General features: G+C 63.6%; 14 protein-coding genes. 6 read left to right on the top strand and 8 right to left on the bottom strand.

Annotation, left to right across the window (positions count from 1 at the left end; all coding sequences use genetic code 11):
* From V1479_RS00810 to V1479_RS00785, 6 genes are all read right to left on the bottom strand, one after another.
* Positions 1-978 (bottom strand): ABC transporter permease, encoded by a 978-nt coding sequence (locus tag V1479_RS00810; protein ID WP_173188900.1) that lies wholly within the window; start codon positions 976-978, stop codon positions 1-3.
* Positions 975-2474, bottom strand: coding sequence for a sugar ABC transporter ATP-binding protein (locus V1479_RS00805; RefSeq protein WP_368801254.1), 1500 nt, complete (start codon positions 2472-2474; stop codon positions 975-977). Before V1479_RS00805 ends, V1479_RS00810 begins: the two co-directional genes overlap by 4 nt.
* Before the next feature lie 89 nt (positions 2475-2563).
* On the bottom strand, positions 2564-3640 hold the full coding sequence (locus V1479_RS00800) for an ABC transporter substrate-binding protein (protein ID WP_368801253.1): 1077 nt from the start codon (positions 3638-3640) through the stop codon (positions 2564-2566).
* 168 nt (positions 3641-3808) lie between these two features.
* On the bottom strand, positions 3809-4669 hold the full coding sequence (locus V1479_RS00795) for a MurR/RpiR family transcriptional regulator (protein ID WP_368801252.1): 861 nt from the start codon (positions 4667-4669) through the stop codon (positions 3809-3811).
* A 45-nt stretch (positions 4670-4714) separates the two neighbouring features.
* Positions 4715-5443, bottom strand: coding sequence for a creatininase family protein (locus tag V1479_RS00790; protein ID WP_368801251.1), 729 nt, complete (start codon positions 5441-5443; stop codon positions 4715-4717).
* A 34-nt stretch (positions 5444-5477) separates the two neighbouring features.
* A complete protein-coding gene (locus V1479_RS00785) occupies positions 5478-6392 on the bottom strand; it encodes a phosphotriesterase family protein (protein WP_368801250.1) in 915 nt (304 codons plus the stop codon).
* 158 nt (positions 6393-6550) lie between these two features.
* Here V1479_RS00785 and V1479_RS00780 point away from each other — a divergent pair, with 158 nt between their 5' ends.
* The gene (locus V1479_RS00780) at positions 6551-7525 is read left to right on the top strand and encodes a phosphotriesterase family protein (RefSeq protein ID WP_368801249.1); all 975 of its coding nucleotides are present in this window, start codon (positions 6551-6553) and stop codon (positions 7523-7525) included.
* A 16-nt stretch (positions 7526-7541) separates the two neighbouring features.
* On the opposite strand, the gene V1479_RS00775 is transcribed toward V1479_RS00780, so the two are convergent.
* A complete protein-coding gene (locus V1479_RS00775; protein WP_368801248.1) occupies positions 7542-9011 on the bottom strand; it encodes a M81 family metallopeptidase in 1470 nt (489 codons plus the stop codon).
* A gap of 222 nt (positions 9012-9233) precedes the next feature.
* On the opposite strand from V1479_RS00775, the gene V1479_RS00770 reads away from it, so the two are divergent.
* Complete coding sequence (locus V1479_RS00770; RefSeq protein WP_368801247.1) at positions 9234-10268, top strand: DmpA family aminopeptidase; 1035 nt, start codon at positions 9234-9236, stop codon at positions 10266-10268.
* Positions 10265-11062 (top strand): M55 family metallopeptidase, encoded by a 798-nt coding sequence (locus V1479_RS00765; protein WP_368801246.1) that lies wholly within the window; start codon positions 10265-10267, stop codon positions 11060-11062. Before V1479_RS00770 ends, V1479_RS00765 begins: the two co-directional genes overlap by 4 nt.
* Here V1479_RS00765 and V1479_RS00760 read toward each other — a convergent pair.
* Positions 11052-11990, bottom strand: coding sequence for a LysR family transcriptional regulator (locus V1479_RS00760; protein WP_368801245.1), 939 nt, complete (start codon positions 11988-11990; stop codon positions 11052-11054). The two genes, V1479_RS00765 and V1479_RS00760, sit on opposite strands and share 11 nt — an antisense overlap.
* Before the next feature lie 353 nt (positions 11991-12343).
* Here V1479_RS00760 and V1479_RS00755 point away from each other — a divergent pair, with 353 nt between their 5' ends.
* The 3 genes from V1479_RS00755 to V1479_RS00745 all read left to right on the top strand — a co-directional run bounded on the left by V1479_RS00755 (position 12344) and on the right by V1479_RS00745 (position 16713).
* Complete coding sequence (locus tag V1479_RS00755; RefSeq protein ID WP_368801244.1) at positions 12344-13969, top strand: amidohydrolase; 1626 nt, start codon at positions 12344-12346, stop codon at positions 13967-13969.
* A gap of 110 nt (positions 13970-14079) precedes the next feature.
* Positions 14080-15675, top strand: a complete 1596-nt coding sequence (locus V1479_RS00750) for an ABC transporter substrate-binding protein (RefSeq protein ID WP_368801243.1) — start codon at positions 14080-14082, stop codon at positions 15673-15675.
* Positions 15676-15777: 102 nt separating this feature from the next.
* Positions 15778-16713: an ABC transporter permease gene (locus V1479_RS00745; RefSeq protein ID WP_173188924.1), complete on the top strand. Its 936-nt coding sequence runs from the start codon at positions 15778-15780 to the stop codon at positions 16711-16713.
* Positions 16714-16717 lie beyond the last annotated feature (4 nt).

Here is a 16717-nt window from a genome sequence, read left to right as displayed (position 1 = left end):
TCACAGGCCGGCCTCGCGTCTGCGGAAGAGGCTTACGGCGGCAATCAGCATCGTGCCTTTCACGACGAACTGGTAGTAGGGCGATACGCCAGCCAGATTGAGCCCGTTGTTAAGAATGCCGATGATGAGCACGCCGGCAATGGTTCCGATCGGACCGCCGACGCCTCCGGAGAGGAGCGTGCCGCCGAGAGCCGCGCCCAGGACGCTATCGAGCCCCAGTGCGCTGCCGACATTGGGGTCGCCCGACGCGAGGCGTCCGGTCAGGTAGGCACCGGCGAGCGCGGCCGCCAGAGACGAGATCACATAGGTCGATACGCGGATTTTCGGCGCTGCGATGCCGCTTATCCAGGCGGCCTGCGGGTTCTGGCCCGTCGCATAGAGCTTCACGCCGTAGCCGGTCCCGTGCATCAGCCAGATCGCGGCGACGACGCCGGCGACGATCCAGTAGAAGCCGGCGGGAAGGCCGAGGAACGAACCGGACGCCAGCCCGACAAGTGCGCGCGGTGCAACGCCGCCGGGCGTGGGGAGGAGGATCAGGGCGATGCCCTGCACGATCGAGCTGGTCGCCAGCGTCATGATGATAGGATGAACGCGCAGATAGACGCAGCCCATACCATTGGCGAGCCCGACGGTAGCGGCTGCGGCGAAAGCGAGCGGTATCTTGACCGGGTCGGCCAGATCCAGCGTCAGAATGGCCGAGGTCAGCGAAATAACCGCGCCGACGGAGAGGTCGAACCCGGCGCCCAGAAGCACGAAGGTCTGGCCCAGCGAGACGAGAAAGAGGGGTGCGAGCTGGCCCGCAAGGTTCGACAGGTTCGTGCCGGAATAGAAGCTCTGGGGCACGATGACCGACAGCGCGGCCAGCATCAACGCCAGGATCGCGAAGGACAAGGCCGCGCCGCGCTGGCGGTACCAGAACGCATCCTGCCGGAAGCGGGCAAGAAGCCTGCGCGGGGCACTTGGCGATGCGGCGCTCATGCCGCCTGGCTTTCGACGGCAGGCAAGGCCGCCCGCAGCAATTCGCTCTCGGTCGCGCCCTCGGCCGGAACCTCGGCGACGATCCTGCCGTCGCGGATGACAAGAAGACGGTCGCAGAGGCCGATAAGTTCTGGCAATTCGCGCGACGTGACGAGTATTCCGTGCCCGCCGGCGGCGAACTGCCTGAGCTGGCGGTAGATTTCGCGCTTCGCACCGACATCGACGCCGCGGGTCGGCTCCTCGCAGAGAAGGATACGGGCGCCCGCAAGCAGCCAGCGGCCAAGCACCACCTTCTGCTGGTTGCCGCCCGAGAGATCAACGACCGCCGTTCGTGCGTTCGGCGCCTTGACGGCGAGGTCCTTCATGATGCCGCCGACCTGCTGCCGTATGCCGGGAACCCAAGACAGAATCCCACGCCGCGCGATGGCGGCCGTGGCCATGTTGGCGCCGATGTCGAGCGACAGGAACAGCCCGTCATCCTTGCGGCTTTCCGGGACGAAGCCGATGCCCGCCGCCATGCGCCGACGCGCCGAGTGCCCCTCGATCGCATCGCCGCCGAGGACGAGCGAGCCGCCATCGGCTTTGTCGAAGCCCGCCAGAAGGCGCATAAGCTCCTGCTGGCCCTGGCCTTCCAAGCCGGCGATCCCGACGATCTCGCCCTCGCGGATTTCGAGCGATAGAGGATGCGGAGACGCCTCTCCGCGCAGATCTTTGGCAGACAGCAGAACTGATCCGGGTTGCGCTGCGCGGGGCTCGAAAAGCTCTTCGATGGGACGCCCCACCATGCCCTGGATAACCTCGTCGACGTTCGTTTCCGCCGCAGGCACGCAACGGACGAATGCGCCGTCCTTCATGATCGTGATGTCGTCGCAGATCGCGAAGATCTCGCTCAGCCGATGGGAGATGTAGAAGATGACCTTGCCTTCGCCGGCGAGCCTGCGGATCAACGCAAACAGGGTCTCGACTTCGTGCGAGGCAAGCGCGGCGGTCGGCTCGTCGAAGATGAAGACCGACGCGTCGGCGAGGACCCCCTTGGCGATCTCGATCATCTGCTGCTGGCCGACGCTCAGTGCGCCGACCCGCCGGTCGGGATCGATGCGAAGGTCGAGCGCGGCAAGTGCGGCGACCGTCCTCGCTTTCATCTCGCCGCGCCCGACGGCCCTGCCGTTTTCGCCGGTGCGGCCGAGAAAGAGGTTTTCCGCCACCGACAGGTTGGGCAGCAGGGAAAATTCCTGGAAAATGGTGGAAATGCCGGCGTGATGCGCATCGCTGGGATGGTTGAACTGGACCGTCTCGCCACGCAGGCGGATCGTTCCGGCATCCGGCCTGAACACGCCCGAAAGCAGCTTCATCAGCGTCGATTTGCCGGCTCCGTTCTCGCCCATGACGGCATGAACCTTGCCAGCGTGGCCGACGAGCTGCATGTCGCGCAGGGCCTTGACCGGGCCAAAGCTCTTGCTGAGGCCTTCGACCTGGATCAGGGGAGTGGCAGCCACCATCGCATCCAAACTAAATCACAGATTTGCGCAGCGTGCCGCGCATGCCATCGGCCCGGCAAGGCCGGGCCGACAGGACGATGATAGCCTCAGTTGCCGTAGAGTTCCTTCAGCTTATCGTCGGGCAGGATGGAACCCACCCAGTAGGAATCGTTCAGATCCGGACGATAGAGCTCATCGAGGTCGGCCGAGGTATAGGGTTCGGCGACGACCTTGTATTCGCCGTAGATGTCCTGGCCATTGAGCACGCCCACGGCGGCGGCCACACCTTCGGCAACCATCCAGGTGGGGTTCTGCGGTGCGATCGAGTCGAAGCCGGCAGACTGGTTATCCTTCCATGCGCCGAAGAAGCCGTTATTGGCCTCACCGGTCATCGGGACGAGATCGCGGCCCAGCTCGTTGAAGACCTCGATGCAAGCCTGCGTCATGGCGCCGCCCGACGACCACACGCCGTCGATCTGCGGGTGAGCGAGCGCAAGGCTCTCGCACGCCTGACGGCCCTGGTCATAGGCCCACTGCGCGTAGACCTCGCCGACGACCTCGATGCCCGGATGCTTTTCGAAAACCTCCGCGGCGCCCGCCCAGCGGTCGGTGTCGACCGAGATGCCGGCGATGCCGCGCAGTGCGATAACCTTGCCTTCGCCGCCCATGGATTCGGCGAGGAATTCGCCGCCGTCGCGACCGAACTTGACCTGATCGGCGAGGATGCGGACGGTCGCCTTCTCCGTCTCGGCGTCGGCCGCGACGATGATTACGGCCACGCCGGCGTCATAGGCCTTCTCGAGCACGGGCACGACGGCAACCGGCGAGGTCGGGTTGATGACGATCGCGTCGACGCCCTGAGCCAGCATGTCCTCGACGTCGGCCACCTGCTTCGAGGGGTCGAAATTGGCGTCGGTGACGATATAGCGCTCGATCTCGGGAAACTGGGCGGCGCGCCATTCGGCTTCGGCAAGAAGCTGGACGACCCAGCTATTGCCGGTGAAGACGTTCGAGAAGCCGATCGTATATTTGCCGTCGCGGCGCGCTTCATAGCGCGAGACGTCGACGAGTTCGGCGCCCTCGGCGGGCCCGAGGCCGGTATGAAGCTTCACCTCGGTCTGCGCATGGGCAGCCTGGGTGAGAAGTGCGAGCGCCACGCCCGTGCAGATGCCGGAAAATCTCATTGCAGTTCCCCTTTGCGTTGACCGGCGCCCCCGCAACGATGAGCGGCGCCAGCTTCCATCGAGGAAACTCTAACAGCCCAGCCAGAAATGTAAAGATTTTCCTTTTCGGCTGACGTCTTCGTATCACTCTGAATTTGCTATATTTTTTTCATGCAAAAATTTTCATTGTTAGGACTCAGGGCTTTGGCCGCGCGCAAGGCCCGCCTTGATCTTGGCAAGAAGCCCTTCCCGGTCCAGTTCGGCCGACTGTCCGATATGGAATGCCAGCAGCCCGATGACATAGTGGTAGGCGAAATGCGAGATCGACGGCGTGTAGATGTCGATCTCCTCGAAGACGGATATTTCCAGGAGGATGTCGGCCTTGCGCGAAAGCGGCGTATGCGGTGCGGTCATGCAAAGCACCTGTGCGCCCTGGCGATGGGCCATGTCGGCTGCGTCGAGCACTTCCTGTGAATGGCCGGTGTGCGAAATGCAAATGGCGACGTCGCCAACGCCCAGCAGGCTGGAGGCGATGCGCATGAAATGCGAGTCGGCTACATAGGTGGCTTCCAGGCCAAGCCGCATGAGACGCATTGCCGTTTCCGAGGCGATGAGGCCGGACACTGCAACGCCGAAGGTGCGTATGCGCCTTGCCGAGCGTATCGCACGGATGGCGTCGACCAGCGCTTCCGGGTTGAGGCGGGTGAAGGTCGAGTTCAGCGAGGCAACGACCTGCTGGAGATAGAGATATTCCAGCCTGCCGCCGGCGATCTCCACCTCGTCTAGGGCCTGGATGGACTGGTGGTAATAGGGGCTCTGGGCGCTCTTGGCCTGCGCGATCGACAGCTTCAGTTCACGGAAGCCTTCGACCTCGAGGAGCCTGCTGAAACGGGTGAGCGAGGAGGCCGAGACACCGGCAGCCTCGGCGACATCGGTAATCGAGCCGCGCAGGAAGAAATCCGCATCGGCGAGGATGAGGTCGGCGATCTTCCTCTCGGCCTTCTTCAGCCCGGGATAAATCTTGGAAATGCGGCTGAAGACGTCGTTCATGATCGGTCCTGGATCGACTTGGCGATGGGACCGATATGGACCACGTCAGGCTTCCGCGCAAATCTCGCGGACGGCGCGCGCCATGGAGTCTACGAAGATCGAGAGCATCGCCTCGCCTTTCTCGGCGGTGGCAAGCGTGGCGTCTCCGAAAACGCCGCTCTCGCTGAGCTCGCCCATGGGGCGGCCGCCCTGGAAATAGCCGCGGTCACGGTCGGGATATTCCCGGACTGCCTTGTCCATGTCGACAAGGTGCGGAGCGACGGCGAGCATGAGCGACGTCTCAAACTCGCAGGCATGGACGATGCCGTGCCAGGTCGGGCTTTCGCAGTGCTCGGCCATCACGGAGCCCAGGTCCGGATAGAACAGACGCCAGACCTTGACGCCGGCATGGTCCCACAGGCGACGGGAGGCGTATTTCATCGTGGCGCCGTTCGCCTCGTGCCCGTTTATCAGGAACACGTGTCGGACGCCGTGACGGGCAAGGCTTTCCGCGATTTGGACGATCACATCCTCGAGCGTGCGTGATTCGACGGTCACCGAACCCGGTGCGTCGCGCCATACCCAGGAATAGCCGTAGGGCATCGCCGGCATCACGGTTGCGCCCGTGGCCTCGGCGACCCGGACGGCCAGCGCCTCGGCGAGGATGATGTCGACGCCGAGCGGCAGGTGATAGCCATGCTGCTCCGTCGCGCCGAGAGGCAGGATCACCGCGGGACATTGCGCGATGCGTGCGGCAAAGGCATCGCGGGAAAGGTTCTTGGCTTCGACAGTCATGGATAGCTCGCCGCTGGTCGTTGGTTTCAAAGGCTCAGAACCGGGCGAGCCAGCGCACCGGATTCTTCTTGAAGATGGTGTCGATCACATCGTCCGAAATGCCCTCCTCGCGCATGCGGGGAATGAACTTCGTCGCGATGAAGGCAAAGCCCGGCCCGCCGCCATAGCCGGCAAGATAGGAGGCGCGCCCCATGTCGCCCGAAATCATCAGGCGCGACGCATGGCCTGCCTCGACCAGCGCCTTGACGCAGGCGATGCGCACGGAATCTGGATGGTACTTCACCTTGGAGACGCCGTCGAACTGGACGGTCGCGCCGCGCCTGGCGATCGAGGCGTGATACCACGGGTCCGGATTGCGGTCGGAGTGGCCGACGACGACCGCCTCCAGGTCGACACCCTCGCTTTCGAGAATGTCGAGCATCTCCAGGCCCATCGTACCGGCTTCCGTGTGAAGCCAGACAGGCGCGCCGGTTTCCTTGTGCGCACGCGCGACGGCGCGGGTCGTCTTGTCTTCCAGCGCATGGATGAAGTTGTAGGAGCCGCCGGATTTCAGGTGGCCAGCCTTGTGCGATCCGCCGTCCATGCCTTCCATAACGTCGCGCACGAGCTTGTCGGCGATGCCGTTGACCGGCGTCGTCTCGACCCAGTGCGGGAAATAGGCGGCCTTGTTGAAGCCGCTGACCGCGACGACCGGCACACCCGCCTCGGCGGACATGCGCGCCATCGCCGACGGGTCGCGCCCGTAGTCGAGCGTCGTCGCCTCGACAAGCAGCGTCCCGCCCGACTCCTTGAAGATGACCAGTTCGCGCAACGAGCATTCGTAGCTCGACAATTCGAGATCGCGATCCTTCTGGACCGCCGGAGGATAGGTGATCAGGTGCTCGTGGGTATAGACGAGCCCGAGCCTGTCGGTCCCGATGTCGCCCAGAACGGTGCGGATCTTGGCCATGTGCTTCTCACGGTTTGCGCTGCAAACGGCGCAGCGACGGCCAACCTACCAAAAGCGAGCGTCATTGCAATTATTTTCGTAGATGCGTGTTGTGACTTTATGATGCCGGAAAATCAGCTATAATCTTTGAGAAAACTATTTTCACAAGGATATGGATCATGGCCTTCGTTCGAACCGTGAGTGGCGACATAGACCCTTCGGAAATGGGCGTGACCTATGCGCACGACCACATCTATTGCATTCCGCAGCTCTGGAAGGAAAAGGGCGATACCGATCTCCTGCTCGATAGCCCCGAGGCCTCGCAGGCGGAACTGGAACTCTTCGCGAAGGCGGGCGGGCGCACGATCTACGACGCCACGGCGATCGACTACGGTCGCGACGTCGGCACCGTCAAGCGGATCGCGGAAGCCGCCGGCGTGCAGGTGATCGCGACAGCCGGTTTCAACAAGGCGATCATGTGGCCGGGCAAGATGCCCGGCAAGGGGATGACCTTCAACCAATGGATCGCCTCGCAGAGCCGCGACGCGCTCGCGCGCCACGTGGTCGCCGAGGTCACCGAAGGCATGGACGGAACCGATGTCAGGGGCGGCGTCGTCAAGTTCGGGACCGGCTACAACACGATGAACGAGTCGGAGATCAAGATATTGCTGGCGGTGCTCGACGCTCACAAGGAGACCGGCGCGCCGATCCATTCGCACACCGAACTCGGCACGATGGCCCTCGAGCAGCTCGACCTCGTCAAGGCGGAAGGCGTCGATCCGGCGCGGCTCACCATCGCGCACCTGGACCGCAACCCGGATCCGTGGCTGCACCGCAAGGTGGCCGAAACCGGCGTGTTCTTCTCCTTCGACGGCATCACGCGGGTCAAATATTATTCCGAAGACGTGCGAACCCGCTGCATTCTGGACCTCGTGCGCTGGGGTCATGAGGACCAGATCATGGTCGGCGGCGACATCGCCCGGCGGACGATGTTCGCCAGCTATGGCGAGGGCGGGCTGGGCATGGGCTTCATCCTCGAAAAGTGGAAACCGCGCTTCATCGAGGAGGCCGGGGAAGCGGGCTTCGACGGCGAGAAGCTGGTTCACAAGTTCTTCGTCGAGAATCCCCAGCGCGCTTTCGCGTTTGCGGGCTGACACCCCGCCGGCTGGATCAAATCTCGTCCAGCGGCCAGATGGGCCGCCGGATGTGCCTGTAGGGACGAGCGAAGAAGTTCTTGGTCGACAGCGCACCGGTGTCGACCTCGATCACCTTGCGGGCGATGGGCTCGAAGGCAGCGCGGAAATGCTGCATCGACTTGACGATAAGCGTGGATTTGCGGTGTGGGTCCACGCCCAGTGACGTGAACTGCGCCAGATCCGTCGCCTGTCCGTTATTGGTGATCACCGCGACCTCGACGCCGTCGATCCGCAGAAGCGCGCTGAGGCCGTGGTTGCGCCATGTGCCGCCACCGATAGGTCCGTGGGCGATGAAGCGACCGCTGGAGAGCGTCACGACCTCCGCTGTCACGTCCAGCGGCGCGCCGCCGATGGACGGGTCGACCTTGCCGCCCAGCTTCAGGCGCACTGTGTTGCCGACGCCCGCCTCCTGCGCCTTGAGCGCTGCTTCGGGGTCGCAGATGGCATGGAAACCGACATTTGTCAGCCCTGCCTCCAGGAGCGCGCGAAGCAGGGTCGTCGTGTCGCCATAGGCGCCCGATCCAGGGTTGTCGGAATAGTCCGAAATCACCAGAGGCCTGTCGTCGTTCGACGGTGCGGCCGCCTCGGCAAGCGCTTCCTCGAGCGGCGTAAAGGTGATCGTCGACCAGTGCCTTTCCTGCCAGACATAGTCCATCAGCTCTTCCGCGATCTCCTGAGCCCTGTTCCTGTCCTCGGCCGTGACCAGGATCGAGGGGCCGATGTCGTGAACGTCGGCAGACGAGAAGCCTGCCTGGACGCTGACGACCAGCGCCTCTCCCGACGCTTCCAGCGCATCGGCCCGCGCGAGCAGCTCGACCATCGGCCTGGACGTGGTTCGGCCGCCGTCCAGGGCATAAAGGATCGGTCGACGGGCGATGGCCACCTTGGGCTGGATTTCGCCCCGAAGCGTACGGTCCAGCAAGGCAGCCGCCTGATGCCCGCGCTCATACTGGTCGATATGTGGGTAGGTGCGATAGGAGATCAGCGCGTCGGCGTTGTCGGCCATGGCCTGTGTCACGGTCGCATGCAGGTCGAGCACAACGACGACGGGAATGGATGGCCCGACGGCGGCCCGCATCCGCGCCAGCAATTCGCCTTCGCCGTCGTCATGGCTCTCCGTGGACATGGAGCCGTGGAGGTGCAGGAGGATGCCGTCCACCTCTCCTGCGGCGGCGAGCAGGATCGCGGCAAATTCCTCGAAACATGCGTCCGTTACTCGTCCTGCCGGCGTTGCGCCGGCAACAAGGGGCGTGATGGAGGACCAGCCGTACTTGTCAGCAGCTTCGTAGCCTGCGCCCATGAATGTGTGGGTGCCCCTGAAGGCTGCGGATATCTCGTTCTCGAGATAGAGCGTGCCCTTCTCGAAGCTCGTACGGTCCGTCTTCTGGACGCTGAACGTATTGGTTTCGTGCATGAATTCGGCGATCAAGACGCGTGCTGGCATATTCAAGAGGCCTCGTAATTGGATATCTTCGGCGTCGGCTGCGACGGTGCAACTATAGCCGGAGCCAGCATCCACGCTCCAGATAGCGTTGCGCCAGAGCCGCTCGTCAACGGACGCCGGCTGCTTGATACTGCGGTGAGGGGTGTCTGGACCGATGACCTCCTCTCCGCAGCCGCTATAAAGGTGCGCCACGCGGGACAATAACAATGAACTGGGGACGGGATGGCGACAGCGCGCGAACTGGGGCTGATGATCGGGGGGCTGCCCACAGGACCTCTCAATGCGATCACGGATGTTACCGGCGTGGCGGTGGGGCATCGAACGATGTCTGGCGACGGAATCGCCACCGGGGTTACCGCGATCCTGCCGCATAAAGGCGACCTCTTCCGGCTCAAGCCGCGTGCCGCGGTCGACGTCATCAACGGTTTCGGAAAATCGGCGGGGCTGATGCAGGTTGCCGAACTTGGCACGATCGAGACGCCGATCCTGCTGACCAATACGTTCGGGGTGGCCGCCTGCACGCAGGCGCTGATCCGCAGGGCGGTCGCGGCCAACCCGGAGATCGGCCGCAGCACGTCGACCGTCAACGCGCTCGTCTGCGAATGCAATGACGGCGGGATCAGCGACATTCAGGCGATGGCGGTTATGCCCCACGATGCCGATACGGCGCTCGATGCCGCAAGGCCGGGCGGCTTCGCCCAGGGTGCGGTCGGCGCGGGGAGCGGCATGACGGCGTTTGGTTTCAAGGCCGGCATAGGTACGTCATCCCGGCTGATGCAGATCGATGGCGAGGACTTCACCCTGGGGGCGATGGTTCTGGCGAATTTCGGGCCGGCCGGACAACTGGTCCTTCCGGACGGCCGGCGACCTGTGCCCGCCCGCGATGCCGAGGCGGAAAAAGGCTCGGTGATCGTGGTTCTGGCGACCGATCTGCCGCTCGGCGACCGTCAGTTGCAGCGCGTTGCGCGCCGAGCCGGGGCTGGGCTGGCGCGGCTTGGCGCGTATTGGGGCAATGGCAGCGGGGACCTTGCTGTCTGCTTTACCACCGCCGATCCGGTCGAGCATGCGCCGCAATCCGCGTTTGCTCTGCTGCGGCGTCTGGACGATGCAAAGATCGATCTCGCCTTCCGCGCCGCCGCCGAGGCGACGCAGGAAGCCGTTCTGAACGCGCTGTGTGAGGCGCCTGCAACACTAGGCCGCGACGGCCGCCATTACCCCTCGCTCGCCGATTGGCTCAAGGAGAACCCGCTACGATGAAGATTTTCATTTCCGCCGATATCGAAGGCACGGCCGGCATCAACCACTGGGATGAAACGATCCACGGCCATGCCGACTGGCCTGAATACCGCGCCCTGATGACGGCCGAGGTTCTGGCCGCATGCGACGGCGCGCGTGCCGCAGGTGCCACCGAGATCGTGATCAAGGACGCGCATGACAGCGGGCGCAACCTGCTGGTCGAGCGACTTCCCGACGATGTGCGGATCGTGCGCAACTGGTCGGGCCATCCCGACGGCATGATGTTCGGCCTGGACGAGAGCTTCAGTGCCGCCATCTATACCGGCTATCATGCCAAGGCGGGGACCGAGGACAATCCGCTTGCCCACTCCTTCAACCTGAAAATCTCCCGCCTGCTTCTGAATGGCGAGGTGGCGTCGGAGTTCACCGTAAACGCGCTGTGCGCGGGGCTCTACGGTGTGCCCTCGGCGTTTCTTGCCGGAGACGCAGGCATCTGCGCCGACGCGCGCGCGATGGTTCCCGGCATGGGGACGGTCGAAACGCTGTTCGGCGCCGGGCCTGCCTCCAATTCCATCGCGCCGGCGCGATCCTGCCGCCTGATTCGTGACGGGGTCGAGGCTGCTCTGACGGGCGGCGCAGGCGGCATTCCCTCGACCGAGGGACCGTGGGAGGTGGTCGTGGAGTTTGTCAATCCGGTCAACGCGTATCAGTCGCGCTGGTACCCCGGAGCGCGCGAGCACGGTCCGAGGGCAGTGGCGCTCGAGGCGCGGGAGTTCTTCGACATCATGCGTGCCCTGCGGTTCATCAAGGGTTGATTTCGGCCTGTATCTGCTCGGCTGCACGCCACATCGTCTCGACCGGTTTGGAGCGGTTGGCGTATTGGCGGTAGAGGCGGATTTCGAGATCGAGATGCCAGTCGTCCGTTGTGGTGGCGACGACGAGCCGTCCATCCGCCAGTTCCTCGGCGACGAGGCTTTCGGGCAGCCAGCTCAGGCCGAAGCCGGTCATGGCGACCTTCTTGAGCCCGGCACTAATCGTGTTCTCGTGCACGGTGCGACGCGCAAAGGGCGGGCGCTTGGCCAGAAGATGCCCGAGGGCTACCCCGAAGAAGGACGCATAGCCGTAGGACAGGCATGGCACGACGAGATCGCCGGAGACGGCGCGATCGAGGATGCCCGCTCCCTTGTGCGGCGTTCCGAAGATGCGGACCTCCGGTGCCGCGACCGGGACCAGCCGGTCATGTCCGATGGTCAGGTGCTCGAACTTGGCCCGGTCGAGGCGAAGCGGTACCTCGGGATGGGCGTAGGTGAGGAACAGATCCGCGTCTTCCGTGACCATCGCCTCGACATTGGCTTCGATCCCGCCCCGGTCGGGAATGAACGAGGTGCCGAGGGGGCCTGCGACGGCCTCCAACCGACCCAGCCATTCGGGGAAGAAGGTCAAGGTGAGCGTGTGAAGAGCGGCGATGCGCACGAGCCGTGCGCCCGGTGAAGGCCGCAGCGTTTCGCGAATGGCATAGAAAGTGCTGATGGTTTCCTGCGCGACGGGCAGAAAGGCGCGACCCTCCGAGGTCAACTGGGCTGGTACTGTGGCGCGGGTGATCAGGGTTGTACCCAGCCACGATTCCAGCTGCCTGATGCGGCGGCTGAATGCGGACTGGGTCACGTTTCGCAGCTCCGCGGCGCGCGAAAAGCTCGAGGTCTCGGCCAGCGCCACAAAATCTTCGAGCCATTTTATTTCCAACGCAGGCATCCCTTTCTGTCGGCGGCACTATCGGCACTCCCGGAAGCGACGACAAGGATGTAACGCACACATTATGCAGATTTTGCATAGTCATTTGTCAAAAGCGAATTTGCCAAGCACCGGTCGGGGTCCCACTGTTGGGGCTCTGACAAGGGGCGCGCCAAGATGCCCGTCACAGGAGAATAACGGGGATTGCACGGAGGGACGGGCCGGGGCTCGGTATAAATCCATTCGGCGTCGCAGTACGCGGGGGCGTGACGCCAGTCAGAATCACTTCACGATGCATCGGCGGTTCTCCGCTGTGATCCCCTGCTTTGTTTCGGCGCCGCGGGCGTCAATTTTCGGAGGCTTTTTTGTCCAGTCGTATCTTCGCTGACCTTATCCTGATCAATGGCAACATCTGGCGCGGCTATGAAGACGGCCGCTGCCAAGCGCTGGCCGTATGGCAGGGCAAGGTGCTGGCCACGGGCACCGACGGCGAAATGATGGAGCTCAAGGGGCCGGAGACGGAAATCGTCGATCTGCAGGGCCGCTTTGCAAGCCCCGGCCTGATCGACAATCACCTCCATCTCATCGCGACCGGCCTGACCATGGGCATGGTAGACGTTACCGCCACGGCAGCGCCGACGCTGAAAGCAATTGTCGATGCCATTGCCGAGCGTGCGCAACAGACGCCGAAGGGTGAATGGGTACTGGCGCGCGGCTACGACCAGGTCAAGCTCGATACCGGGGTGCACCCGACGCGCGCGGACCTCGACCGTGCCGCCCCGGACCATCCCGTGCTGGTGACGCGCGCGTGTGGCCATGTCGCAATTGCGAACTCCAAGGCTCTGGAGCTGGCCGGCGTATCCGAATCCACCCCAACGCCGGATGGCGGTGTGATCGGCATGACCGGCAACCGCCTGAACGGCCTGCTGGCCGAGAATGCCATCGGCATGGTCAGGTCGGCGATCCCGAAACTGCCGGTGGAACGCCTGGTCGACGCGATCGAGATGGGCGGCCGCTACCTGCTGTCGCTGGGCATCACCAGCACGATGGATGCAGCGGTCGGACAGGTGGGCGGTCTTTCCGAAATCCGCGCTTACGAACTGGCGAAGCTGGCGGGCCGCTTGCCGGTTCGGGTCTGGCTCGCGCTTCTGGGCGATCCGGAACGGTCGATCGTCGAGGATTGCTGGAAGATGGGCCTCGTCTCCGGCGCGGGCGACGACATGCTGCGCGTTGGCGCCGTGAAGATTTTCCTCGACGGTTCGGCCGGTGGCCGCACCGCCTGGATGACCGAGCCATACAAGGACGAGCCGGAAAATCTTGGCGTCCAGATGCTGCCCGACGAGCAGGTCTATGCGCTGGTGCAGGACTATCACGACAAGGGCTACGCGCTGGCCTGCCATGCCATCGGCGACGGGGCCATCGAGCAGCTCATCACCGCCTATGAGAAGGCGCTCGCGGCCTCTCCGGATGCCGAGCGCCGGCACAGAATCGAACATTGCGGCTATCCCAGCGACGAGCAGAACCGGCGCATGAAGGCTGCCGGCATCCTGCCCGCGCCGCAACAGGCCTTCATATACGATTTCGGCGACAGCTACGTCTCGGTGCTGGGCGAGGAGCGCGGGGCACGCTCATACCCGATCGGCACGTGGATGGAGATGGGGCTGAAGCCATCGACGGGATCCGATTCTCCGGTGTGTTCGCCCAACCCCTTCCCGAACCTTTATACGATGGTCACTCGCCGGACATGGAAGGGCACGCTACTTTCCGAATCCGAGGCGCTGAGCCGTGAGCAGGCCTTGCAGGTCTTCACAGAGTATGGAGCGTATTCGCAGAAGGCGGAAAACGTGAAGGGTCGGCTGGTGCCGGGACAGTGGGCAGACATCGCCGTCTTCAACGAAGATCTCGTGGAGACGGCACCCGAGACCTTGCGGGATGACACGCGCTGCGTGCTCACCTTGCTTGCAGGCCGCGTCGTTCATGATGCACGATAAGCGGCAAAGCGGCCTCATTGCGCGGGCCGTTGCCTGAGGAGGTTACGACAAACAACGATAATCGCGCCCGAGCGTAAGGAATGGCGCGCCACCAGAGGAGAGAAAGAACGATGTTCAAGACACTTTCATTAGCCGCGGTTCTAAGCCTCGGCACTGCGACGCTGGCCTGGTCGGCAGATGAGCCGCGACATGGCGGCACGTTCAACTTCACGGCGCCCTACGGTTCGGCCTTCTCGACGCTAGATACCCATTCCAGCCCCAATATCCAGGAACAGTTCCTCACCTTTGCGATCCATCGCAGCCTGTATTCGTGGGATTCCAACGCCAACAAGCCGGTGCTTGAGCTGGCGGATTCGGTCGATGTCTCCGACGACGGCACCACCTACACCTATCATCTCAAGAAGAACGCGGTCTTCCACAACGGCAAGCCGCTGACCGCCGACGACTTCATCTTCACCTATGAGCGTCTGGCGACCGCTTCCAACGCCTTGTCGGGCGCGAGCTACCTCTCCATCATCAAGGGCGTCGAGGAATTCGGCTCCGGTGCCGCGACCGAGATTTCGGGCCTCAAGAAGATCGACGACAATACGCTGGAAGTCACGCTGAACGCGGCGGGCAATCCGGGCTTCAACCTCATGGAAGCCACGACGGCGATCTATCCCTCCGACGTGCCGCTCGAGCAGCAGGCGATCAACCCTGTCGGCCTCGGCGCCTTCAAGTTCAAGGAGCACATTCCCGGCTCGCAGATCGTGGTCGAGCGCTTCGATGACTATTACGAGGAGGGCAGGCCCTATCTCGACCGGGTCAACATCATCGTAATGGCCGAGGGCTCGGCGCGCGACGTGGCCTTCCGCAACAAGGAGATCGACGTCTCGATCCTCGGCCCGGTGCAGTATTCGGCCTACCAGGCAGATCCCGAGCTGAAGGACAACCTTCTCGAGGTTGCCGAAACCTTCACCCGCAATATCGGCTTCAGCCAGACCCAGGTCGAGGCGTTCAAGGACAAGCGTGTCCGTCAGGCCATCAACTACGCGATCAACTCGGATCTCATCATCGAGCGCCTGGTCAAGGGCAAGGCGGTGCGCGCCACGAGCTGGCTGCCGCTGGGATCGCCTGCGTTCGACAGCGAAGCCAAGCCCTATCCCTACGATCCGGAGAAGGCCAAGGAGCTGCTGAAGGAAGCCGGCTATGAAGACGGCTTCGAATTCGAGGTCACCGCAACACCGAACGAAAGCTGGGGCGTGCCGATCGTCGAGGCGATCCTGCCGATGCTGGCAGAGGTAGGCGTTACCGTCCGGCCGCGTCCGATCGAATCGGCAGCGCTCGGCTCGACCGTGCAGTCGGGTAATTTCCAGGCCTATATCTGGTCGAACCTGACCGGGCCGGACCCGCTGACGGTGATGCGCTGCTTCTGGTCGCAGACGCCGCAGTCGGCTTGCAACTACACCGCCTATTCGAACCCCGAATACGACAAGATCTATGAGGCGGCCCGTGCCGAGCGGGACCCGGACAAGCAGTTGGAACTGCTGAAGCAGGCCAACAACTTCATCCAGGAAGAAGCGCCGATCTGGTTCTTCAACTACAACAAGGCGGTCATGGCTCATCAGCCGTGGGTGCACGGGCTGGTACCAAACGCGACCGAGCTCGCGCTCCAGCCTTATGACGACATCTGGATCGACGACACAGCTCCGGAAAGCCGCAAGTAGGCCGAAAGCGCCGTCCACGGGAAGACATGCTTCTCGTGGACGGCTTCTTTTGCGAGTGTGTATCACTCCGCAACCTGACGCGGCCTGAGACGGGACCCGCCCATGCTACGTTTCGCGCTTCGGCGCATTCTCCAGATCATCCCCACCGTGATCGTCGTCGCCCTGCTGATCTTCGTGATCTTCAGTGTTGTTCCAGGCAGCTTCGCGGCCAGTCTGTTCTCCGACGGACGGACCAACGCCGATCCGCAACTCATTGCCCGGATCACCGCCCAGTTCGGCCTGGACAAGCCGCTCCACGAGCGCTTCTTCACCTATATCTGGGACCTGGCACGGTTCGATCTGGGCACCTCGTTCCGTACGCGTCTGCCGGTGATCCAGATGATCAACGAGCGGATGTGGGCTTCGCTGGAACTTGCCACGGCCGCAATGGTGTTCGCGATCGTCATCGGTGTGCCTCTCGGCTTTCTGGCCGCGCTGCGTCCCGGATCGGTCCTCGACACCGTCACGATGATCGGGGCTGTTTCGGGCCTTTCGCTGCCGCAGTTCTGGCTGGGCCTGCTGATGATGCTGCTCTTCGCGCTGCATCTGAACTGGCTGCCGAGCTTCGGTTACGGCGACGGGTCGTTCCGCAACCTCATCCTGCCCGCCATGGCGCTGGGGGTGACGCCGCTCGCGCTGTTGGCGCGCACGACGCGCGCGGGCGTGCTCGATGTAATGAATTCGGACTTCATTCGCACGGCACACGCCAAGGGCATGAGCGAGACGGCGGTGGTGCGCCGCCACGTCGCCCGCAACGCGCTGGTGCTGATCATTACCACCGTGGGGCTGCAGTTCGGCTCGCTGATCGGCCAGGCCGTCGTCATCGAGAAGCTGTTTGCATGGCCGGGCATCGGCTCGCTGCTGGTCGACAGCGTGGCGATCCGCGATATTCCCGTCGTTCAGGGCACGATCCTCGTCATCGTGCTGTGGTTTCTGGTCATCAACACGCTTGTCGATCTGCTCTATGCGGCCATCGACCCACGCATCAAGCAGGAGTAAGCGG

This window comes from Neoaquamicrobium sediminum (genome assembly GCF_040970315.1).
Taxonomy (GTDB): Bacteria; Pseudomonadota; Alphaproteobacteria; order Rhizobiales; family Rhizobiaceae; genus Aerobium; species Aerobium sediminum.
This window is presented reverse-complemented; position numbering and strand designations above follow the sequence as displayed.

Coding starts and splice junctions, on each gene's coding strand:
- V1479_RS00795 (WP_368801252.1), bottom strand. CDS start 4,669: ATGAACGACGTCTTCAGCCGCATTTCCAAGATTTATCCCGGGCTGAAG.
- V1479_RS00770 (WP_368801247.1), top strand. CDS start 9,234: ATGGCGACAGCGCGCGAACTGGGGCTGATGATCGGGGGGCTGCCCACA.
- V1479_RS00775 (WP_368801248.1), bottom strand. CDS start 9,011: ATGCCAGCACGCGTCTTGATCGCCGAATTCATGCACGAAACCAATACG.
- V1479_RS00780 (WP_368801249.1), top strand. CDS start 6,551: ATGGCCTTCGTTCGAACCGTGAGTGGCGACATAGACCCTTCGGAAATG.
- V1479_RS00745 (WP_173188924.1), top strand. CDS start 15,778: ATGCTACGTTTCGCGCTTCGGCGCATTCTCCAGATCATCCCCACCGTG.
- V1479_RS00750 (WP_368801243.1), top strand. CDS start 14,080: ATGTTCAAGACACTTTCATTAGCCGCGGTTCTAAGCCTCGGCACTGCG.
- V1479_RS00800 (WP_368801253.1), bottom strand. CDS start 3,640: ATGAGATTTTCCGGCATCTGCACGGGCGTGGCGCTCGCACTTCTCACC.
- V1479_RS00765 (WP_368801246.1), top strand. CDS start 10,265: ATGAAGATTTTCATTTCCGCCGATATCGAAGGCACGGCCGGCATCAAC.
- V1479_RS00810 (WP_173188900.1), bottom strand. CDS start 978: ATGAGCGCCGCATCGCCAAGTGCCCCGCGCAGGCTTCTTGCCCGCTTC.
- V1479_RS00790 (WP_368801251.1), bottom strand. CDS start 5,443: ATGACTGTCGAAGCCAAGAACCTTTCCCGCGATGCCTTTGCCGCACGC.
- V1479_RS00785 (WP_368801250.1), bottom strand. CDS start 6,392: ATGGCCAAGATCCGCACCGTTCTGGGCGACATCGGGACCGACAGGCTC.